This is a genomic window from Micromonospora sp. WMMD1076, assembly GCF_029581475.1.
In the GTDB taxonomy this organism is placed as follows: Bacteria; Actinomycetota; Actinomycetes; order Mycobacteriales; family Micromonosporaceae; genus Micromonospora; species Micromonospora aurantiaca.
Map to the genome: position 1 here is coordinate 2,462,404 of NZ_CP120862.1, position 17,527 is coordinate 2,479,930.

The 17,527-nt window shown below is 73.8% G+C and carries 19 protein-coding genes; 16 read left to right on the forward strand and 3 right to left on the reverse strand.

From position 1 onward, the window contains the following. Positions 1-85 precede the first annotated feature (85 nt). The 8 genes from O7622_RS11995 (at position 86) to O7622_RS12030 (ending at position 7,107) form a co-directional block, all read left to right on the forward strand. On the forward strand, positions 86-568 hold the full coding sequence (locus tag O7622_RS11995) for a Na(+)/H(+) antiporter subunit C (RefSeq protein WP_282313422.1): 483 nt from the start codon (positions 86-88) through the stop codon (positions 566-568). Positions 569-682: 114 nt separating this feature from the next. After that, positions 683-2,188: a Na+/H+ antiporter subunit D gene (locus O7622_RS12000; RefSeq protein WP_282313423.1), complete on the forward strand. Its 1,506-nt coding sequence runs from the start codon at positions 683-685 to the stop codon at positions 2,186-2,188. Further along, positions 2,185-2,835 (forward strand): Na+/H+ antiporter subunit E, encoded by a 651-nt coding sequence (locus tag O7622_RS12005; RefSeq protein ID WP_282313424.1) that lies wholly within the window; start codon positions 2,185-2,187, stop codon positions 2,833-2,835. The genes O7622_RS12000 and O7622_RS12005 overlap by 4 nt, the downstream gene beginning before the upstream one ends. Beyond that, positions 2,832-3,095 carry a monovalent cation/H+ antiporter complex subunit F gene (locus tag O7622_RS12010; RefSeq protein ID WP_013284715.1) on the forward strand — a complete coding sequence of 88 codons (264 nt, stop codon included), beginning with the start codon at positions 2,832-2,834 and terminating at the stop codon, positions 3,093-3,095. The genes O7622_RS12005 and O7622_RS12010 overlap by 4 nt, the downstream gene beginning before the upstream one ends. Then, positions 3,092-3,421 (forward strand): monovalent cation/H(+) antiporter subunit G, encoded by a 330-nt coding sequence (gene mnhG / locus O7622_RS12015; RefSeq protein WP_282313425.1) that lies wholly within the window; start codon positions 3,092-3,094, stop codon positions 3,419-3,421. Before O7622_RS12010 ends, mnhG begins: the two co-directional genes overlap by 4 nt. 163 nt (positions 3,422-3,584) lie before the next feature. After that, positions 3,585-4,940, forward strand: coding sequence for a hemolysin family protein (locus O7622_RS12020; RefSeq protein ID WP_282313426.1), 1,356 nt, complete (start codon positions 3,585-3,587; stop codon positions 4,938-4,940). After that, entirely contained in the window at positions 4,937-6,001 is a 1,065-nt protein-coding gene (locus O7622_RS12025; RefSeq protein ID WP_282313427.1) for a hemolysin family protein, read from the forward strand. The genes O7622_RS12020 and O7622_RS12025 overlap by 4 nt, the downstream gene beginning before the upstream one ends. A gap of 176 nt (positions 6,002-6,177) precedes the next feature. Continuing rightward, positions 6,178-7,107: a sporulation protein gene (locus tag O7622_RS12030; RefSeq protein WP_282313428.1), complete on the forward strand. Its 930-nt coding sequence runs from the start codon at positions 6,178-6,180 to the stop codon at positions 7,105-7,107. 86 nt (positions 7,108-7,193) lie between these two features. Here O7622_RS12030 and leuE read toward each other — a convergent pair whose 3' ends face one another. Continuing rightward, positions 7,194-7,856, reverse strand: a complete 663-nt coding sequence (gene leuE / locus O7622_RS12035; protein ID WP_282313429.1) for a leucine efflux protein LeuE — start codon at positions 7,854-7,856, stop codon at positions 7,194-7,196. Beyond that, positions 7,853-9,100: a bifunctional pyridoxamine 5'-phosphate oxidase family protein/GNAT family N-acetyltransferase gene (locus tag O7622_RS12040; protein WP_282313430.1), complete on the reverse strand. Its 1,248-nt coding sequence runs from the start codon at positions 9,098-9,100 to the stop codon at positions 7,853-7,855. The genes leuE and O7622_RS12040 overlap by 4 nt, the downstream gene beginning before the upstream one ends. Positions 9,101-9,138: 38 nt before the next feature. Here O7622_RS12040 and O7622_RS12045 point away from each other — a divergent pair, with 38 nt between their 5' ends. Together O7622_RS12045 and O7622_RS12050 are read left to right on the forward strand one after the other, a co-directional pair. Then, positions 9,139-10,476 (forward strand): aminotransferase class I/II-fold pyridoxal phosphate-dependent enzyme, encoded by a 1,338-nt coding sequence (locus O7622_RS12045; RefSeq protein ID WP_282313431.1) that lies wholly within the window; start codon positions 9,139-9,141, stop codon positions 10,474-10,476. An 80-nt stretch (positions 10,477-10,556) separates the two neighbouring features. Next, entirely contained in the window at positions 10,557-11,255 is a 699-nt protein-coding gene (locus tag O7622_RS12050; RefSeq protein WP_282313432.1) for a UdgX family uracil-DNA binding protein, read from the forward strand. A 1-nt stretch (position 11,256) separates the two neighbouring features. Here the strand turns inward: O7622_RS12050 and O7622_RS12055 are convergent, their stop codons facing one another. Continuing rightward, positions 11,257-11,913: a 4a-hydroxytetrahydrobiopterin dehydratase gene (locus O7622_RS12055; protein ID WP_282313433.1), complete on the reverse strand. Its 657-nt coding sequence runs from the start codon at positions 11,911-11,913 to the stop codon at positions 11,257-11,259. A gap of 87 nt (positions 11,914-12,000) precedes the next feature. Between O7622_RS12055 and O7622_RS12060 the strand changes: the two genes are divergently transcribed. From O7622_RS12060 to O7622_RS12085, 6 genes are all read left to right on the forward strand, one after another. Next, the gene (locus O7622_RS12060) at positions 12,001-13,143 is read left to right on the forward strand and encodes an acyl-CoA dehydrogenase family protein (RefSeq protein ID WP_282313434.1); all 1,143 of its coding nucleotides are present in this window, start codon (positions 12,001-12,003) and stop codon (positions 13,141-13,143) included. Between the two features lie 69 nt (positions 13,144-13,212). After that, on the forward strand, positions 13,213-14,511 hold the full coding sequence (locus tag O7622_RS12065) for an MFS transporter (RefSeq protein ID WP_282313435.1): 1,299 nt from the start codon (positions 13,213-13,215) through the stop codon (positions 14,509-14,511). A 4-nt stretch (positions 14,512-14,515) separates the two neighbouring features. Beyond that, positions 14,516-14,716, forward strand: a complete 201-nt coding sequence (locus O7622_RS12070; protein WP_013284728.1) for a DUF3046 domain-containing protein — start codon at positions 14,516-14,518, stop codon at positions 14,714-14,716. Positions 14,717-14,901: 185 nt separating this feature from the next. After that, a complete protein-coding gene (recA, locus tag O7622_RS12075) occupies positions 14,902-15,951 on the forward strand; it encodes a recombinase RecA (protein ID WP_013284729.1) in 1,050 nt (349 codons plus the stop codon). An 11-nt stretch (positions 15,952-15,962) separates the two neighbouring features. After that, positions 15,963-16,655, forward strand: a complete 693-nt coding sequence (locus O7622_RS12080) for a regulatory protein RecX (protein ID WP_282313436.1) — start codon at positions 15,963-15,965, stop codon at positions 16,653-16,655. A 51-nt stretch (positions 16,656-16,706) separates the two neighbouring features. After that, positions 16,707-17,414 (forward strand): 3-keto-5-aminohexanoate cleavage protein, encoded by a 708-nt coding sequence (locus O7622_RS12085; RefSeq protein WP_282313437.1) that lies wholly within the window; start codon positions 16,707-16,709, stop codon positions 17,412-17,414. Positions 17,415-17,527: the final 113 nt, after the last annotated feature.

Sequence of the window (17,527 nt, forward strand, 5' to 3'; positions counted from 1 at the left end):
CCGCAGTCGCGGACAGGGGTGGCTCTGTGAGCGCGAGGAGTGAGCCGGGGTTGCGAGCCCCGCAGTCGCGGACAGGGGTGGCTCTGTGATCCGGGGTGCGGCCGGGCCGACGATGGTGCTGGTGCTCGCGGTCGGTGTGCTGGTCGCCGCGGGCGTCACGTTGCTGCTGGAACGCAGCCTGACCCGGATCCTGCTCGGCATCATCCTGCTCGGCAACGGCGTGAACCTGCTCATCCTGCTGGGCGGGCGATCCGGCGCCGCCCCGCTGGCCGGTACCGCGGCACAGGACGAGATGAGCGACGCGCTGCCGCAGGCCATGGTGCTCACCGCCGTGGTGATCACGTTCGGGCTGACCGCGTTCCTGCTCGCTGTCGCGTACCGCAGTTGGTACACCAGCGGCGACGACGAGGTGCAGGACGACCTGGAGGACCGGCAGATCGTCCGGCTCGCCGGGAGCAACGAGGTGTCCACCGCTGATCTCGGCGGCGAGGGCCCGGACGGCGACCCGGAGCAGGTGGACCCGGAGCCGGCCCGCCGTCGGTTGCGCCGGGACGGTGAGGCCCAGTGAGCGCGAGGAGTGAGCCGGGTTTGCGAGCCCCGCAGTCGCGAACGGGGGTGGCTCGGTGAGCGCGAGGAGTGAGCCGGGTTTGCGAGCCCCGCGGTCGCGAACGGGGGTGGCTCGGTGAGCGCCCTCGTGCCGCTGCCGGTGGTGGTGCCGCTGCTCGGCGCGGCGCTCACCCTCCTGCTGTCCGGCCGCCCCCGCCTGCAGCGGTCGGTGAGCGTGCTCTGCCTGTCCAGCGTCCTGGTGGTGGCGGCGGTGCTGCTGGTGCAGGCGTACCGCTTCGGGCCGGTGGTGGTGCAGGTCGGCGGCTGGCCGGCGCCGGTGGGCATCGTGCTGGTGGCGGACCAGTTGGCGGCGCTGATGGTGCTCGTCTCCTCGGCGGTGACGCTGTGCGTGCTGCTCTACTCGATCGGCCAGGGACGGGGGGAGACCGGGGAGACCGCGCCGGTGAGCATCTTCCACCCCACGTACCTGGTGCTGACCGCGGGCGTGACGAACGCCTTCCTGGCCGGGGACCTGTTCAACCTGTTCGTCGGTTTCGAGATCCTGCTGGCCGCGAGCTTCGTGCTGATCACGCTGGGCGGCACCGAGGTGCGGTTGCGGACCGGATCGACGTACGTGGTGGTCAGCATCCTGTCGTCGCTGCTGTTCCTGTCCGCCGTGGGGCTGGTGTACGCGGCGACCGGCACGCTGAACATGGCGCAGCTCGCCGGGCGGCTGGACGCGCTGCCGTCCGGCGTACGCCTGACCCTGCAACTGACGCTGCTGCTCGCGTTCGGGATCAAGGCGGCGGTGTTCCCGCTGTCGGCGTGGCTGCCGGACAGCTACCCGACCGCACCCGCCCCGGTGACGGCGGTCTTCGCCGGCCTGCTCACCAAGGTCGGCGTGTACGCGATCATCCGTACCGAGACGCTGCTGTTCCCCGGTGGCCAGGTCGCCACGCTGCTGATGGTGGTGGCCGGGCTGACCATGGTGGTCGGCATCCTCGGCGCGGTCGCCCAGTCGGACCTGAAACGGCTGCTGTCCTTCACGCTCGTCAGCCACATCGGCTACATGATCTTCGGGGTGGCGCTGAGCAGCGTCGCCGGCCTGTCCGGGGCGATCTTCTACGTGGTGCACCACATCACCATCCAGACCACGCTGTTCCTGGTCGCCGGCCTGGTCGAGGAACGCGCCGGCAGCACCGACCTGCGCCGTATCGGCGGCCTGGCGCGGATCGCGCCGATGCTCGGCGTGCTCTTCTTCGTCCCCGCGATGAACCTCGCCGGCATCCCGCCGTTCTCCGGCTTCCTCGGCAAGCTCGGCCTGCTCCAGGCGGGTGTGGCCGCGGGCGGCACGCTGCCCGCCGTGCTGGTCGCCGCCGGCACGCTGACCAGCCTGCTCACGCTCTACGCGGCCTCCCGGGTGTGGAACATCGCGTTCTGGCGGGCGCCCCGGCTAGCCACCACCACCCCGCCGGCCCGGCTGCCCGGAATGATGGTCGGGGCGACCACCGCCCTGGTGGCGCTGGGCGTGCTGTTCACGCTGGCGGCCGGGCCGCTGTTCCAGGTCACCGCCGACGCGGCCACCGACCTGCGCGAGCGCACCCCGTACGTGCGGGCGGTCCTGCCCCGGGACGTGCCGTGACCGACGACCTGCCCCCGGGCGGGGGCACGACCGGTGAGCCCACCGGCGTACCCCGTGCGGCGCCCGCCCCGGACGCGCCGGCGCCGAGCGTCGGCCGGGGTGGGCGGCGGCGGGACCAGGCGGTGGCGCTCGGCTGGCTGGTCGTCGCGTGGATGCTGCTGTGGGGCGACCTGTCCTGGGGCAACCTGGTCGCCGGTCTGGTGGTCGGCGTAGCGGTGCTGCTGTTCTTCCCGCTGCCGCCGGTCACGTTCGGCGGCCGGGTACGCCCTCGCGCGCTGCTGGTGTTCGCTGCGACGTTCGTCGCGGAGCTGGTCAGCGCCAGCGTGCACGTGGCCGCCGTGGCGCTGCGCTTCGGCTACCGTCCGCGCGGCGCGATCATCGCGGTGCCGCTGCGCGTGCGCACCGATCTCAACCTGGCGCTCACCGCCGAGGTGATCTCGCTGGTGCCGGGCACGCTGATCCTCGACGTCGACCGGGCGGAGGGCGTGCTCTACGTGCACGTGCTCGACGTGCGCGGACCCGAGGACATCACCGGCAGCCGCGAGCGCGTGCTCGCCGTCGAACGGCGCATCGTGCGCGCCATCGGATCTCCCGACGAGGTACGCCGGCTCGACCTCGAATCCGTGGAACGGAGGAACCACCCGTGACAGTCCTGCTCGCCGTCGCACTCACAGTGCTGCTCTCGGCCACCGCGCTGCTCGCGCTGGCCCGGATCTACCGCGGCCCGTCCCTGCTCGACCGGGTCGTCGGCGCCGACCTGCTGCTGTCGGCGATGCTCGCCGCGGTCGGGGCGGAGGCCGCTGTGAACCGGCACGCCACCACGCTGCCCGTGCTGGTGGTGCTCTCCCTGCTCGGCTTCATCGGGTCGGTGTCGCTGGTGCGCTTCGCGGTCCGGGCTGAAGCGTGAGCGCGGTCGCGGACTGGGTGGGTGGGATCCTGCTGCTGGCCGGGGCGGTGCTGGCCCTGGTCGCCGGCATCGGGCTGGTGCGCTTCCCGGACGTGCTGGACCGGATGCACGCGGCCACCAAGCCCCAGGTGCTGGGCGTCCTGCTGCTCCTGGCCGGGCTGGCGTTGCGCCTGCGTACCCCCTCGGATCTGGGCATGCTGGTCCTGGTGGCGATCTTCCAGCTCTCCACCGCGCCGGTGGCCGCGCAGATGATCGGCCGGGCCGCGTACCGTTCCGGGCGGGTCGACCGGACGCTGCTGGACGCCGACGAGCTGGCCGGACGCTGAACCGGACGGGTGGGGGGCTTCCCGGCACCCTCAGCGGACGTCCAGCAGGTACCGATAAAATGGGTCGCATGATCGACTCTCCTGCCCCGGAGGGCAGCAGTAGCCGGCCGGGTAATACCCGGCGAATTCCCTCCCCGACGACCCCGGGAGCCCTGAACCTCCCGTGCTGATCCTCGTCGGTTTCCTTCTCATCACCGTGCTCACCGCCGCCACCGGTTACTTCGTGGCCCAGGAGTTCGGTTACGTCGCCGTGGACCGGGGCAAGCTCAAGCAGCTCGCCGACGGTGGCGATCGTGCCGCGGCCCGGGCCCTGGAGGTGACCGGGCGGCTCTCCTTCATGCTGTCCGGCGCTCAGCTCGGCATCACAGTGACCGCCCTGCTCGTCGGTTACGTCGCCGAGCCGTACCTGGGCGCCGGGCTGGCCGACCTGCTCGGCCTCGCCGGGCTGTCCAGCTCGGTGTCGCTGCCGCTGTCGGTGGCCCTCGCCCTGATCATCGCCACAGTGGTGCAGATGGTCCTCGGCGAGCTGGCCCCGAAGAACCTGGCCATCGCGCGGGCCGAGCCGTTGGCCCGGGCGCTGTCCCGGTCCACCCTGATGTACCTGAAGATCGCCGGTCCGCTGATCACGCTGTTCGACCGGGCCGCGGTACGGCTGCTCCGCCGTGTCGGCATCGAGCCGATCGAGGAGCTGCCCAGCGGCGCCACCCCGCAGGACCTGGAACAGATCATCGCCGAGTCCCGGGAGGAGGGGCACCTCGACGCCGAGATGTCCGACCTGCTGGACCGGGGTCTGGACTTCCGGGAGCTGACCGCCGGGGAGGCGATGGTGCCGCGCGTCGACGTGCACACCGTCCGGGCCGACGAGCCGGTCAGCCGGATCGTCGAGCTGCTGGACACCGGCCACTCCCGGTTCCCGGTGAGCGGCGCCGAGGGCGTCGACGACCTGATCGGCGTGGTCGGCATCGCCGACGTGCTCGGGGTGCCCCCGGCACAGCGCGCGACCACCCGGGTCGACGCGGTGGCCGTACCCCCGTTGCTGGTGCCCGAGACGCTGCCGCTGCCGACGGTGCTGGACCGCCTGCGGTCCGGGCACCGGCAGCTCGCCTGCGTGGTCGACGAGTACGGCGGCTTCGCCGGCGTGATCACGCTGGAAGACCTGGCCGAGGAGCTGGTCGGGCCGATCCGCGACGAGGACGACCCGCCGGACCGGGCCGCGGCGCGGCAGGAGGACGGCTCCTGGGTGGTCCCGGCGCGCTGGCGCATCGACGAGGTCGCCGACAGCACCGGCATCGAACTGCCCGAGGCGCCCGAGTACGACACGCTCTCCGGTCTGGTGATGCGGGAGCTGGGCCGGGTGCCCGAGGTCGGTGACCGGCTGGAGATCCCGGCCGCCACGGACGGCGACGGGACGGCCGCCGGCTCGCGGGTGCTGGTCGAGGTGCTGGCCGTGGACCGGCACGTGGCCGACTCGGTGCGGCTGCGGCCCACCGCCGACGTGTCCGGGGAGGGTGCCGCATGAGCCCCGGGTTCGCGTTGTTCTTCTCCGTGGTGCTGCTGGCGCTCAACGGGTTCTTCGTGGCCGCCGAGTTCGCGCTCGTCGCGTCGAAGCGGTACCGGCTGGAGCAGGCGGCGGCCGGTGGCGGCCGGGCGGCCCGCGCGGCGCTCGACGGCGTCCGGGAGCTGAGCCTGATGCTGGCCGGCGCGCAGCTCGGCATCACGCTGTGCACGCTGGGTCTGGGCGCGCTGGCCGAGCCGGCCATCGAGCACCTGCTCAGCCCGCTGCTGCACGCGGTCGGCCTGCCCGAGGCGGTCAGTCACGTGGTGGCGCTGGTGTTCGCGCTGTCGCTCGTGACGTTCCTGCACCTGGTGGTCGGCGAGATGGCCCCGAAGTCGTGGGCGATCACCGACGCGGAGCGTTCGGCGATGCTGCTGGCGCTGCCGTTCCGGGCGTTCGCCCGGATCGCCCGGCCGGTGCTGTCCGTGCTCAACGGGCTGGCGAACGCGATGCTGCGCCTGTTCGGGGTGCAGCAGCAGGACCAGCTGGCCCAGGTGCACGGCCCGGACGAGCTGCGCATCCTGCTGGAGCAGTCCCGGGAGCACGGGCTGCTCGGTGCCGAGCAGCACCAGTTGCTGACCAGCATGCTGGAGCTTCAGGGCACCACTGTCGCGCAGGTGATGGAGCCGTTCGACCGGATCGTCACTGTGGGCCGGGGCGAGACCGCCGAGCGGATCGAGCACGTCTCGCGCGACAGCGGCCGGTCCCGGCTCGCGGTGGTCGACTCCGGCGGCGAGGTGTGCGGCCTGGTGCACGTACGCGAGGCGGTGCGCGCCGTCACCACCGGCCGCCCGGCGATCGCGGAGGAGCTGATGACCAGCGCCTTCACGCTGCCGGCCGAGGCGTCGGTGACCGAGGCGGTGGCCGCGATGCGGGCGCAGCAGGCGCAGCTAGCGCTGGTGAGCAACGGTGGCGGGCCGACCCGGCCGATCGGGTTCGTCGCGCTGGAGGACCTCCTGGAGGAGGTCATCGGCGAGTTCGACGACGAGACCGACCCGGTGCCGCGCGGCCGCCGGATGCGCTGACCGTCGTGATCCGTACCGGCCCGGCGAGGTGGGACAACCACTTCGCCGGGCCGGCGTCCGTTCCGGCTGATCGGTGTCTTTCCGCTTCCGGCGTCGGCTTCGGCGGGCTTCCGTTGCCGGCGGCCGGCGTCCGTTCCGGCGGGGCATGGCCGGGCGGGCAGCGGGAAAGCCCCGGCATGCGGTTGACCGGCGTGTCGCGGGACTCCGCCTGGACCGGGCTCTCGGTGAGCACCACGCTGCCCAACCCGAGCACCCGGCCGGGCCTGCGGCTGCCGGGCCGGGTGACGCTCGCCGCCGGCGGGTCGGACGTACCGGTCCGGCACATCCGGCTCGGCCTGGTCACCCAGGTCGAACCGGAGGACCCGGAGGCGCCGCGCCGCCTGGTGCAGTTCCAGACGTGGACCATCGCGGGCCGGTTCGTGGTGCCGGCCGGGCGGCGGCGCGCCGTCGAGTTCGCCGTGCCGCTGCCGTGGGAGTCGCCGGTGACCACGTACGGCGGGGTGCCGCTGCTGAGCCTGCGTACCGGGCTGCGCACCGAGGTGTCGGTGGACCCGGAGGTGGACCAGGGCGCGATGGTGCCGGTGCTGATCCATCCGCTGCCCACCCAGGAGCACGTGCTCGCCGCGCTGGACACGCTCGGCTTCGCGATCCGCCAGGCGGGGCTGCGGGACGGCCGGCTGCCGGGCGTGGAGCAGACGCTGCCGTTCCAGCAGTGGTACGGCTTCTGGGCCGCTCCGCTCTACGCCGGTCCGATGACCGAACTCGAAATGATCATGCTGGCCGATCCGGCCGGCATGGAGGTGCTGCTCTGGCTGGACCGGCGGCTCTCCCTGGCCGGGATCACCCACCAGAGCATCAGCCGGTTCCGGGTCTGGCACGCCGGCGCCGACAAGCGCGACTGGGTGGCCACAGTGGACGGCTGGCTGCGGCACGCCATCGACAGGCACGCGGCGGCCGCGGCGCACGCCGACTGGTCGGCCACGATCCGCGAGTCGGCGCACGTCAGCCGCCCGCCGGACCGCCCGGTCGCGCCGGGTTACGGCCTCGGGGGTACGGCCGGCGGCGCGGGCGTCGGCGGAGGTGGCGGAGGTGGCGACGGCACGTGAGCGCGTGCGCGTGCGCGTGCGCGTGCGTTGTTAAGAAGGGGCCCCTCCTCTACCGGAGGCGTTAAGAAGGGGCCCTTCCTTACACCTCAGCCGGCGGCGAGCTTGAGGCTGAAGCCGAGGAACAGCACCGCGACCGCCGTGGTGCCGCTCGCGGCGAGCCGCTGGCGCCGCCGGAACTGGGCCGCCAGGTACGTGCCGGTGAAGATCAACGCGGTCAGGTAGAGCGCGCTGGCGACCTGTGCGATCAGCCCGAGCAGCAGGAACGACAGCGCCGGCCACGCGTACCCGGGGTCGACGAACTGGATGAAGAACGAGACGAAGAACAGGATCGCCTTCGGGTTGAGCAGGCTGATCACCAGCGCCCGGCGGAACGGCTCCCGCTGCTCCGCCGGCTCCACCTCGTCGATCAGGCGCGGCGTGGCCGGGTCGTTGCGGTCGCGCCAGCGCCGCCACGCGCCGCGCAGCATGGCCAGCCCCAGATACCCGAGGTACGCCGCGCCGGCGTACTTGATCACCAGGTAGAGCGGCGGGTACGCCTGGAGCAGCGAGGCCACTCCGGCGGCGGAGAGGACCATCAGCACCGCGTCGCCGACGAACACCCCGGCCGCGGCCCGGTAGCCGGTGGCCACGCCCCAGCGGGCGGCGGTGGCCAGCACGAAGAGCGAGTTCGGGCCGGGCAGCAGCACGATCGCCACGGTGCCCAGCACGTACGTCCAGATGTCGGTGATCCCCAGCACGCCGGACATCATGACGCCGCGGGTGCCGTCGGGCGAAGCCTTTCCCGCAGGCTGACCTGTGCCGTCGGCCACTCCTGGGCGAGCATGGAGTACTGCACGGTGTCCCGCCAGGAGCCGTCGGCGCGCTGCTTGTGCCGGCGCAGTACGCCCTCCCGGCTCGCGCCGAGCCGTTCGATGGCCCGCTGCGAGCGTTCGTTGCGGATGTCGGTGTGCCAGACCACCCGGACCGCGTCCAGGTCGTCGAAGGCCCGGCCCAGCAGCAGGAGCTTCGCCTCGGTGTTGACGCCGGTACGCCACCACGGGCGGCCCAGCCAGGTGTAGCCGATCGCCAGCGACCGGCGGACCGGGTCGATCTCGTAGTAGGAGGTCGCGCCGATCATCGCGCCGGTGACGGCGCAGCGCTGCGTCCAGCACACCTGCTCGCCGCGTTCCTGCGCGTCCAGGTAGGCGGCGACCACCCGGCGCATACCGGCGGCGTCGGCGGGCTGCGTGCCGCCCAGGTGCCGCCACACCTCCGGGTCGGTGGTGGCGGCGTACAGCTCGTCGGCGTGGGCGAGGTCGAGCGGCTCCAGCACGACGTGCTCGCCGCGCAGCACGGCCGGCTCGTGCCAGGGCGAGCGGGCCGCCCGCAGGTACGCCGGCACCGGCGCGCTCACCCCGGGCGCGGGTTCGGGGCGGCCCGGCGTGAGCCGCAGCGGAACCACACCGGCCCAGTACGGCAGCGTCTCGTCGGCCGGCTCGTCGTTGACGCCACCGGTGCGCATCCGTACCGACACCTCCCGCAGCGGCAGCGCCAGCACCGCGGTCTCGGCCAGCTCGCGCCGGTTCGGCGGGCGGCTGTCGGCGGACCGGTCGGCGGCCACCTTCTCCACCAGCGCGGTCATCACCGCGGCCTTCTCGCCGGCGTCGTCGACCAGGCGGGCGGTGCCGTGCGCCACCACCGACCGGTAGTTGGCGCTGTGGTGGAACTGGGACCGGGCGTAGATCAGCCCGTCGAGGTGGGTGACGGCGACGCAGACCGGCAGCCCGGCCTCGCCCCGGGCGGCGAGCAGCGGCCGGCTGCCGGTGGACCCGTGCAGGTAGAGCGTCTCGCCGATGCGTACGTGCAGGGTCGGCAGGATGCGCGGCTCGCCGTCCACCGTGAACGACAGCGCGCAGTGGTACGCCTCGTCCAGCAGCGCGTGCGCGGTGGCCCGGTCGTAGTGCATCCGGTCGCGGGTGCGGGTGGCGGTGGTGCGTTCGGTCGGGGCGTACACGTGACATCCCACCTTTGTTCTAGTACAATATCTAAACTGTGGCAGCACAATATCAGGTCATCGGCTCGACCTCCGCCGCGATCTCGGCAAGCGTCGAATCCGGCATCCGCACCGGTGACCTCGCACCGGGCGACGCCCTGCCCGCGGTCCGCGCGCTCGCCGCCGACCTCGGCGTCAGCCCGGCCACAGTCGCGAAGGCGTACCAGGAACTGCGGCAACGCGGCCTGGTCGCGACCGCCGGCCGGCACGGCACCCGGGTCCGCCCCCGCCCGCCGGTCGCCGCCCGCCGCGCCGCGTTGCTGCCCCCGCCGCGGCCCGGCGGCCGTGACCTCTCCGCCGGCCAGCCCGACCCCCGGCTGCTGCCCCCGCTCGGCCCGCACCTGGCCGCGCTCGCCGCCGAGATCGGACCCCCGGGCGGGTACGCGACCGACGCCGTGCTGCCCGACCTGGCCGCACTGGCCCGGGAGCGGCTCGCCGCGGACGGGGTGCCCGCTGCCGCGCTCACAGTCACCGGAGGCGCGCTCGACGGCATCGAACGGCTCCTCGCCGCCCACCTGCGCCCCGGTGACGCGGTGGCGGTGGAGGACCCGGGCTGGGCCAACCTGCTCGACCTGATCGCCGCGCTCGGGCTGCGTACCGTCGGGGTGCCGGTGGACGACGAGGGCCCCACCGTCGCCGGGGTCCGGGCGGCGCTCGCCGCCGGGGTCCGGGCGCTCGTGGTGACCAGCCGGGCGCAGAACCCGACCGGCGCTGCCGTCTCCGCCGACCGGGCCGACGCGCTGCGGACGCTGCTCGCCGGCCGGGCCGACCTGCTGCTGATCGAGGACGACCACGCCGCCGAGCTGGCCCGCGTACCCCTGTGCCCGCTCGCCGGGGCGACCCCGGCGTGGGCCTTCGTCCGGTCGGTGAGCAAGCCCTACGGGCCTGACCTGCGGCTCGCGGTGCTGACCGGCGACGAGGCCACGGTGGCGCGGGTGGCCGGGCGGGCGCGGGTCGGCGCCGGCTGGGTCTCCACTGTGCTGCAACGCCTGGTCGTGTCGCTCTGGCGCGACCCGGCAACCGCCGGGCTGGTACGGCGCGCGGCGGACAGCTACGACAGGCGGCGCGACGGGCTGGTGGCCGCGCTCGCCGCGCGCGGGGTGACCGCGCACGGGCGTACCGGGATCAACGTCTGGGTGCCGGTGCCCGACGAGACGGTGGCGGTCACGACGCTGCGCGACGCCGGGTGGTCGCTCGCCCCCGGCGGCCTGTACCGGATCGCGGCCGCCCCCGCCGTGCGCGTCTCGGTGAGCGCGCTGGACGAGGCGGACATCCCCGCGCTCGCCGACGCCCTCACCGCGGAAAGGAAGGGCCCCCTCTTAACGCATTCGGTATAGGAAGGGCCCCTTCTTAACACCTCCGGACCGCGCGGCGGGCCGCTCGCGTGCACGCCGCCGGACGGGGTAGAACGATCGGCATGGCCGAGATCGAGAGCGCACCCGGAGCACAGGAGTTCATCCCGCCGTCGGCGGACACCATCGACGAGCTGCGCGCCGCGGCGGGCGGCTGCCGGGGCTGCGAGCTGTACCGGGACGCCACCCAGACCGTCTTCGGCCGTGGCGACGAGCACGCGCGGGTGGTCTTCGTCGGCGAGCAGCCGGGCGACATCGAGGACCAGAAAGGGCTGCCGTTCGTCGGGCCGGCCGGGCGGCTGTTGCGCAGGGCCGTCGACGACGCGGCGCTCGACCCCGCCCAGATCTACCTGACCAACGCCGTCAAGCACTTCCGGTTCGAGCTGCGCGGCAGGCGGCGCATCCACCAGACCCCGGACCGGGTGCACGTCACCGCCTGCCGGCCCTGGCTGGTCGCCGAGTTCGCCCGGCTGCGCCCGGAGATCGTGGTGGTGCTCGGCGCCACCGCCGCCAAGGCGCTGCTCGGCCCGAGCTTCCGGGTGACGAAGCAGCGCGGTGAGCTGCTGCCCTGGCCCGCCGCCGCCCAGCACCCGGAGGACTTCGAGCGCGTACCTGTCGACCGGACCGGCGCGGTCGCCGACGCCCCGGCGGCCCGGCTGCTCGCCACCATCCACCCGTCCGCGGTGCTGCGCGCCGACAACCAGGACGTCGCGTACGAGGGCCTGGTCGCCGACCTGAAGGTGGCGGCCAAGGCGCTGCGGTGACTCAGGAGCGCTGCTGCCAGGTGCAGAGGCAGACCCGGTTGCCGTCCGGGTCGGCGAGCACCCAGACGCTCGGCGCCTCCGCGTCGCTGACGAGCGTCCCGCCCGCCGCCAGCGCGGCGGCGATGCGCGCGTCCACCTCGGCCGGGTCGACCCACACGTCCGGGTGCCACCGCTGCCGCGGCTCGTCCCGGCCGGAGCGCTGGAACCAGACAGTGGGCAGCACGCCGTCCGGGTCGCGTATCTCGTCGTCGTCCGGGCCGCGGCCGTCCGGCGACTGCCAGGCCAGGACCGCCCGCCAGAACGGCATCACCGCGGCGTGCTCCGGGGTGTCCAGCGCGAGTTCCAGGCGGGCCAGCCCGGCCGGCGACAGGGTCAGCCCGGCGTCCGCGGCCAGCGCCGAGATCGTCCGGGCCAGCCGCAGGTCACGCTGCGTCACCGCACCCGCGTCGTGCGACCAGAGCCGCACGTCCACGTGGGTGTAGCGCAGGTCCAGATCGGGATGATGGTCGACCCGCTCGGCCTCCGCGCCGACCGCGGCCACCAGCGCCAGTCCGGCCGCGAAATCGGGGGTACGGATGCGCGTCTGCAACGCCCCCAGCAGGTACGTCCACCCGTCCAGCCCGGCCTCGGCGACCTGTCTCCCCGTGAGTGTGCTCATCCCGCCATCCTGGTCCACCACGTGGCGGCGGGCCACCCCGTCCGGTCCCCCTGTCCGGCGCGGGTGAGCGGTGCCAGACTGGCCGCCATGGAGCAGCATCTCTACGAGCCCGTCCACGACGAGTTCCGCGACCTGTGCCGCCGTTTCCTGACCCGGGAGGCGGTGCCGCACCACGAGCGCTGGGAGGCCGACGGGATCGTCGACCGGGAGGTCTGGCGGGCCGCCGGCGCGGCCGGGCTGCTCGGCCCCGACGTGGACCCCGAGTACGGCGGTGGCGGGCAGCGCGACTTCCGGTTCAACGCGGTGCTCGACGAGGAGATCGTCGCGGCCGGGTGCACCGGTCTGGGGTTCGGGCTGCACAACGACGTGGTCGCGCCGTACCTGACCGAGCTGACCACCGGCGACCAGCGCAAGCGGTGGCTGCCGGGCTTCTGCTCCGGCGACCTGGTCACCGCCATCGCGATGAGCGAGCCGGGCGCGGGCAGCGACCTGGCCGGCATCCGCACCACGGCGGTCCGCGACGGCGACAGCCTGGTCCTCGACGGGCAGAAGACGTTCATCACCAACGGTGAGATGGCCGACCTCGTGGTCGTGGTGGCCAAGACCGCGCCGGACCAGGGCGCGCACGGGGTGAGCCTGGTCGTGGTGGAGAGCGGCACGCCGGGCTTCAGCCGGGGCCGCCGCCTGGCGAAGGTCGGGTTGAAGGCCAACGACACCGCCGAGCTGTTCTTCGACGACTGCCGGGTGCCGGCGGAGAACCTGATCGGCACCGAGAACCACGGCTTCTACCACCTGATGGCCAACCTGCCCCGGGAACGGCTGAGCATCGCCGTCGCCGCCGTGGCGGCCTGCGAGAAGCTGCTCGCGCTGACGATCGAGTACGCCCGCTCCCGCGAGGCGTTCGGGCGGCCGATCGGCAGGTTCCAGCACAACCGGTTCCTGCTGGCCGAGCTGGACACCGAGGTCACCATCGCGCGGACGTTCGTCAACCACTGCGTCACCGAGTTCAACGCGGGCCGGCTCTCGGTCACCGACGCGGCGAAGGCCAAGTGGTGGACCACCGAGTTGCAGACCAAGGTCGCCGACCGGTGCGTGCAGCTGCACGGCGGCTACGGCTTCATGCTGGAGTACCCGGTGGCGAAGGCGTGGCTGGACAGCCGGGTGCAGACCATCTACGGCGGCACCACCGAGATCATGAAGGAGATCATCGGCCGGGGCCTCGGCCTGTAGCGAAACCGGGTTGCCGGTCGAACGGACCGGCGGGAGAGGATGGGGCATCCGTCCTCACCAGGAGCGTGCATGTCCACCGACCTGACCGCGCTGGCCCCGCCCCGGCCCGACGTCGCCGGCATCCAGCGGCGTACCGTCCGGCTGCTCTTCCTCACCCAGATCATCGGCGGCATCGGCGTCACCATCGGCATCTCGGTCGGCGCGCTGCTCGCCGCCCGGGTCGCCGGCACCGCGCTGGCCGGGGTGGCGCAGAGCGCCGGTGTGGTCGGCGCCGCGCTGCTCGCGATCCCCGTCACCCGGCTCATGGCAGCCCGTGGCCGGCGGCCGGGGCTGGTCCTCGCGTACACGGTCGGCGCGGTCGGCGGCGTGCTGGTGGTCGTCGCCACCGTGACGCGCCTGGTGCCGTTGCTCTTCGTCGGCATGCTGCTGTTCGGCGGCGGCACGGCGGCCAACCTCCAGGCCCGCTACACGGCCGTGGACCTGGCCGAGCCACAACGCCGGGGGCGGCAGCTCTCGCTGGTGGTGTGGGCCACCACCATCGGCGCGGTGGCCGCGCCGAACTTCGCCGCGCTCGCCGACGACACCACCCGGGGCTGGGGCCTGCCGGCGCTGGCCGGCCCGTTCGCCTTCAGCGCGGTCGCGTTCACGCTCACCGCCGTCGTACTCCTGGTCCTGCTCCGGCCGGACCCGCTGCTCACCGCGCGCCGGCTGGCGGCGGCCGAGCCGGCACCCGGCGCCGCACCGGCTGTCACCCGCCGCGGTGGCATGGTCGCCGCGTGGCGCACGGTACGCGGGCGGCCGGCCGCACGCCTCGGCATCGCCGCTGTCGCGGTGGGGCACCTGGTGATGGTCGCCGTCATGTCGATGACGCCGGTGCACCTCGGCGAGTGGCACTCCGACGAGGACGTGCTGCCCGTGGTCGGCCTGGTGCTGAGCCTGCACATCGCCGGCATGTACGCGCTGTCGCCGGTGGTGGGGTGGCTCACCGACCGGGTCGGCCGCCGGCCGGTGATCCTCGGCGGGGTGGCGCTGCTGCTGGCCGCGTGCGCGGTCTCCGGCACCGCCGGGCACCACACGGCGCTGCTGTCGGTGGGGCTGACGCTGCTCGGGCTGGGCTGGTCGGGCACGATGGTGGCGGGCTCGACGTTGCTGTCGGAGTCGGTGCCCACCGCCGACCGGCCCGGCGTTCAGGGCCTGTCCGACCTGCTCATGGGGCTGGCCGGGGCGGGTGCGGCGGCGGTGAGCGGGTTCGTCATGCGGGCCGTGGGGTACCCGACGCTCACCCTGCTGGCGGCGATCGCCGTGGTGCCGCTGGTGGCGCTGGCGCTGCGCCGTACCGGCACGCAACCATTCGACGAGGAGGACTGAACACGTGCGGCTGACCGACTTCTGGACGCGGCTGGAGGAGGCGTTCGGCCCCGGCTACGCGACCAGCATCGCCCGGGACCAGGTGCTGTCCCAGCTCGGCGGGCGGACCATCGAGCAGGCGCTCGCGGCCGGTGAGCAGACGCACGTGGTGTGGCGCGCCGTGGTCGCCGCCTATCCCGACCGGGTGCCCGCCCGACTACGCTGAGCAGCCTTTTCGTCGATCCCGCGTGTCGCTTGCCCAGTCGTACACCTGTTCGGCTATTGTCCACAGCGGGGTGCTCGTCCACAGCTCACGGCCCGTCGGCTGGTTTTCTGTCGGACCCAGCGCCTAGCGTGTCCCGCGTGACGCGAAGCTCAGGAAAGACGCCGGCGAAGGCAGGGGTGGCAACGATGGCAGCAGGGCCTGACCGGGAGAAGGCGCTCGACCTTGCTCTCGCTCAGATCGACAAGCAGTTCGGCAAGGGTTCGGTGATGCGGCTGGGGGAGCGGCCCGTCGTGCAGACGGCTGTCATCCCGACCGGCTCCATCGCGCTCGACGTGGCGCTCGGCGTGGGCGGTCTGCCCCGCGGCCGGGTGGTCGAGATCTACGGTCCGGAGTCCAGCGGTAAGACCACCGTCGCGCTGCACGCGGTGGCCAACGCCCAGCGCGCCGGCGGCATCGCCGCGTTCATCGACGCGGAGCACGCGCTCGACCCGGAGTACGCGCGGGCCCTCGGCGTCGACACCGACGCCCTGCTGGTCTCCCAGCCGGACACCGGCGAGCAGGCGCTGGAGATCGCGGACATGCTGGTCCGCTCCGGCGCGATCGACATCATCGTGATCGACTCGGTGGCGGCCCTGGTGCCGCGCGCCGAGATCGAGGGCGAGATGGGCGACAGCCACGTCGGTCTCCAGGCCCGGCTGATGAGCCAGGCGCTGCGGAAGATCACCGGCGTGCTCAACAACACCGGCACCACCGCGATCTTCATCAACCAGCTCCGCGAGAAGATCGGCGTGATGTTCGGCAGCCCGGAGACCACCACCGGTGGCCGGGCGCTGAAGTTCTACGCCTCGGTCCGGCTCGACGTGCGCCGCATCGAGAGCCTCAAGGACGGCACCGACGTGGTCGGTAACCGCACCCGGGTCAAGGTCGTGAAGAACAAGGTCGCCGCGCCGTTCAAGCAGGCCGAGTTCGACATCATGTACGGCAAGGGCATCTCCCGCGAGGGCTCGCTGATCGACGTCGGCGTGGAGCAGGCGATCATCCGCAAGTCCGGCGCCTGGTACACCTACGACGGCGACCAGCTCGGCCAGGGCAAGGAGAAGGCCCGCGAGTTCCTCCGCGAGAACCCGGACGTGGCGGCCGAGATCGAGAAGAAGATCCTGGAGAAGCTCGGCGTCGGCACCGGTGGTGCCGGTGACGCCGCCGGTGGCCCGGAACTGCCGCCGGTCGACTTCTGATCCGCTGACCCGTGGCAGGACGACGCGCCCGTACGGGCCGGGGCTGGGATGCCGGCCCACCCCGTACGGGCGACGCCACAGGTACGCCCCGGCCTCGCCGGGGGCGCCGTGATCGCGCGGCGGAGCCCGATGCAGGGGAGGCTCCGGCTCCGCCGCGCGACGAGGCCGAACTGGCCCGGGAGATCTGCCTGCGGCAGCTCGCGGTGCGCCCGCGCACCCGGGCCGAGCTGGCCGGCGCGCTGGCTCGGCGCGGCATCTCCGAGGAGGTCGCCGAGCAGGTCCTCGACCGGTACGACGAGGTCGGCATCGTCGACGACGCCGCCTTCGCCCGCGCCTGGGTGAGCAGCCGGCACAACGGCCGCGGGCTGGCCCGCCGGGCGCTCGCCAACGAGCTGCGCCAGCGCGGCGTCGACGTCGAGGTGGCCGGCGCGGCACTGGACGGGCTGGACGAGGAGACCGAGGCGCAGACCGCCCGTGCCCTGGTGGACCGCAAGCTGCGCAGCACCAGGGGCGAGCCCGACGCGGTGTTCCGGCGCCTGGTCGGCATGCTGGCGCGCAAGGGCTACCCGGCCGGGGTGGCGATCCGGGCGGTGAAGGACGCGCTCGCCGCGCAGAGCGCCGAGGCGGCCGAGTTCGCCGAGCACATCGACGCCGACGCGCTGGCCGACGCCGAGCACGACCTCGACTCGCGCCGGCTCGACTGACCGACCGGCGGCCGGTGTCGCGGCCGCCGTCCCGAGGGGAGGCGCACACCCGTGCTGAAGGCGTGTCTCAACGGCACCCGACGGCGGGACGAGCACCCCGCCGTACCGCTCACTCCGGCCGAACTGGCCGCCGACGCGGTGCGCTGCGCGACCGCCGGGGTGGCGGCGGTGCACGTGCACCCGCGCGACGACGCCGGAGCCGAGTCGCTCGACCCGGAGGTGATCGCCGCTGCGGTCACCGCCATCCGGGCCGCCCGTCCCGGCCTGCCGGTCGGCGTGAGCACCGGCGCCTGGATCGTTCCCGACCCGGCCGCGCGGGTCGCCGCCGTCCGCGCCTGGACGGTGCTGCCCGACTTCGCCTCGGTCAACGCCCACGAACCCGGAGCGGCCGAGGTCGCCGCCGCCCTGCACGAGCGCGGTGTGATGGTCGAGGCCGGCGTGTGGACCCCGGCGGCGGCCGACGCCTGGCGCCGCTGGTCCACGCCCACCGGGCGGGTCCTCGTCGAGTGCATGGCCGAGCAGGGCGAGACGGCACTGGCCGACGCGGCGGCCATCCTGGCCGCGTTGCCGGGCGAGCGCCCGCCGGTGCTGCTGCACGGCGAGGGCCCGGCCACCTGGCCGGTGTACGCCGAGGCGGTCCGGCGGGGTCTGCACACCCGGATCGGCCTGGAGGACACGCTGCTGCTGCCCGACGGCACCCCCGCCCCCGACAACACCACCCTGGTGACCGCCGCCCGCGCTCTCGCCACTCCCGCTTGATCCCACCGCTTCCGTGGATGGGTGGCTTGATCCACTGCAGGCCGGGGAGGTGGCGGGGTCGAAGGCACTGGGATGCCGCCACCTCGGCGAAATGGAGTCGATCATGGGGGCCG

What these genes read in the sequence shown, in the direction of transcription:
- O7622_RS12025 (WP_282313427.1), top strand. Translation starts at nt 4,937, where the DNA reads ATGAGCCCCGGGTTCGCGTTGTTCTTCTCCGTGGTGCTGCTGGCGCTC.
- recA (WP_013284729.1), top strand. Translation starts at nt 14,902, where the DNA reads ATGGCAGCAGGGCCTGACCGGGAGAAGGCGCTCGACCTTGCTCTCGCT.
- O7622_RS12050 (WP_282313432.1), top strand. Translation starts at nt 10,557, where the DNA reads ATGGCCGAGATCGAGAGCGCACCCGGAGCACAGGAGTTCATCCCGCCG.
- O7622_RS12065 (WP_282313435.1), top strand. Translation starts at nt 13,213, where the DNA reads ATGTCCACCGACCTGACCGCGCTGGCCCCGCCCCGGCCCGACGTCGCC.
- leuE (WP_282313429.1), bottom strand. Translation starts at nt 7,856, where the DNA reads ATGATGTCCGGCGTGCTGGGGATCACCGACATCTGGACGTACGTGCTG.
- O7622_RS12060 (WP_282313434.1), top strand. Translation starts at nt 12,001, where the DNA reads ATGGAGCAGCATCTCTACGAGCCCGTCCACGACGAGTTCCGCGACCTG.
- O7622_RS12030 (WP_282313428.1), top strand. Translation starts at nt 6,178, where the DNA reads ATGCGGTTGACCGGCGTGTCGCGGGACTCCGCCTGGACCGGGCTCTCG.
- O7622_RS12055 (WP_282313433.1), bottom strand. Translation starts at nt 11,913, where the DNA reads ATGAGCACACTCACGGGGAGACAGGTCGCCGAGGCCGGGCTGGACGGG.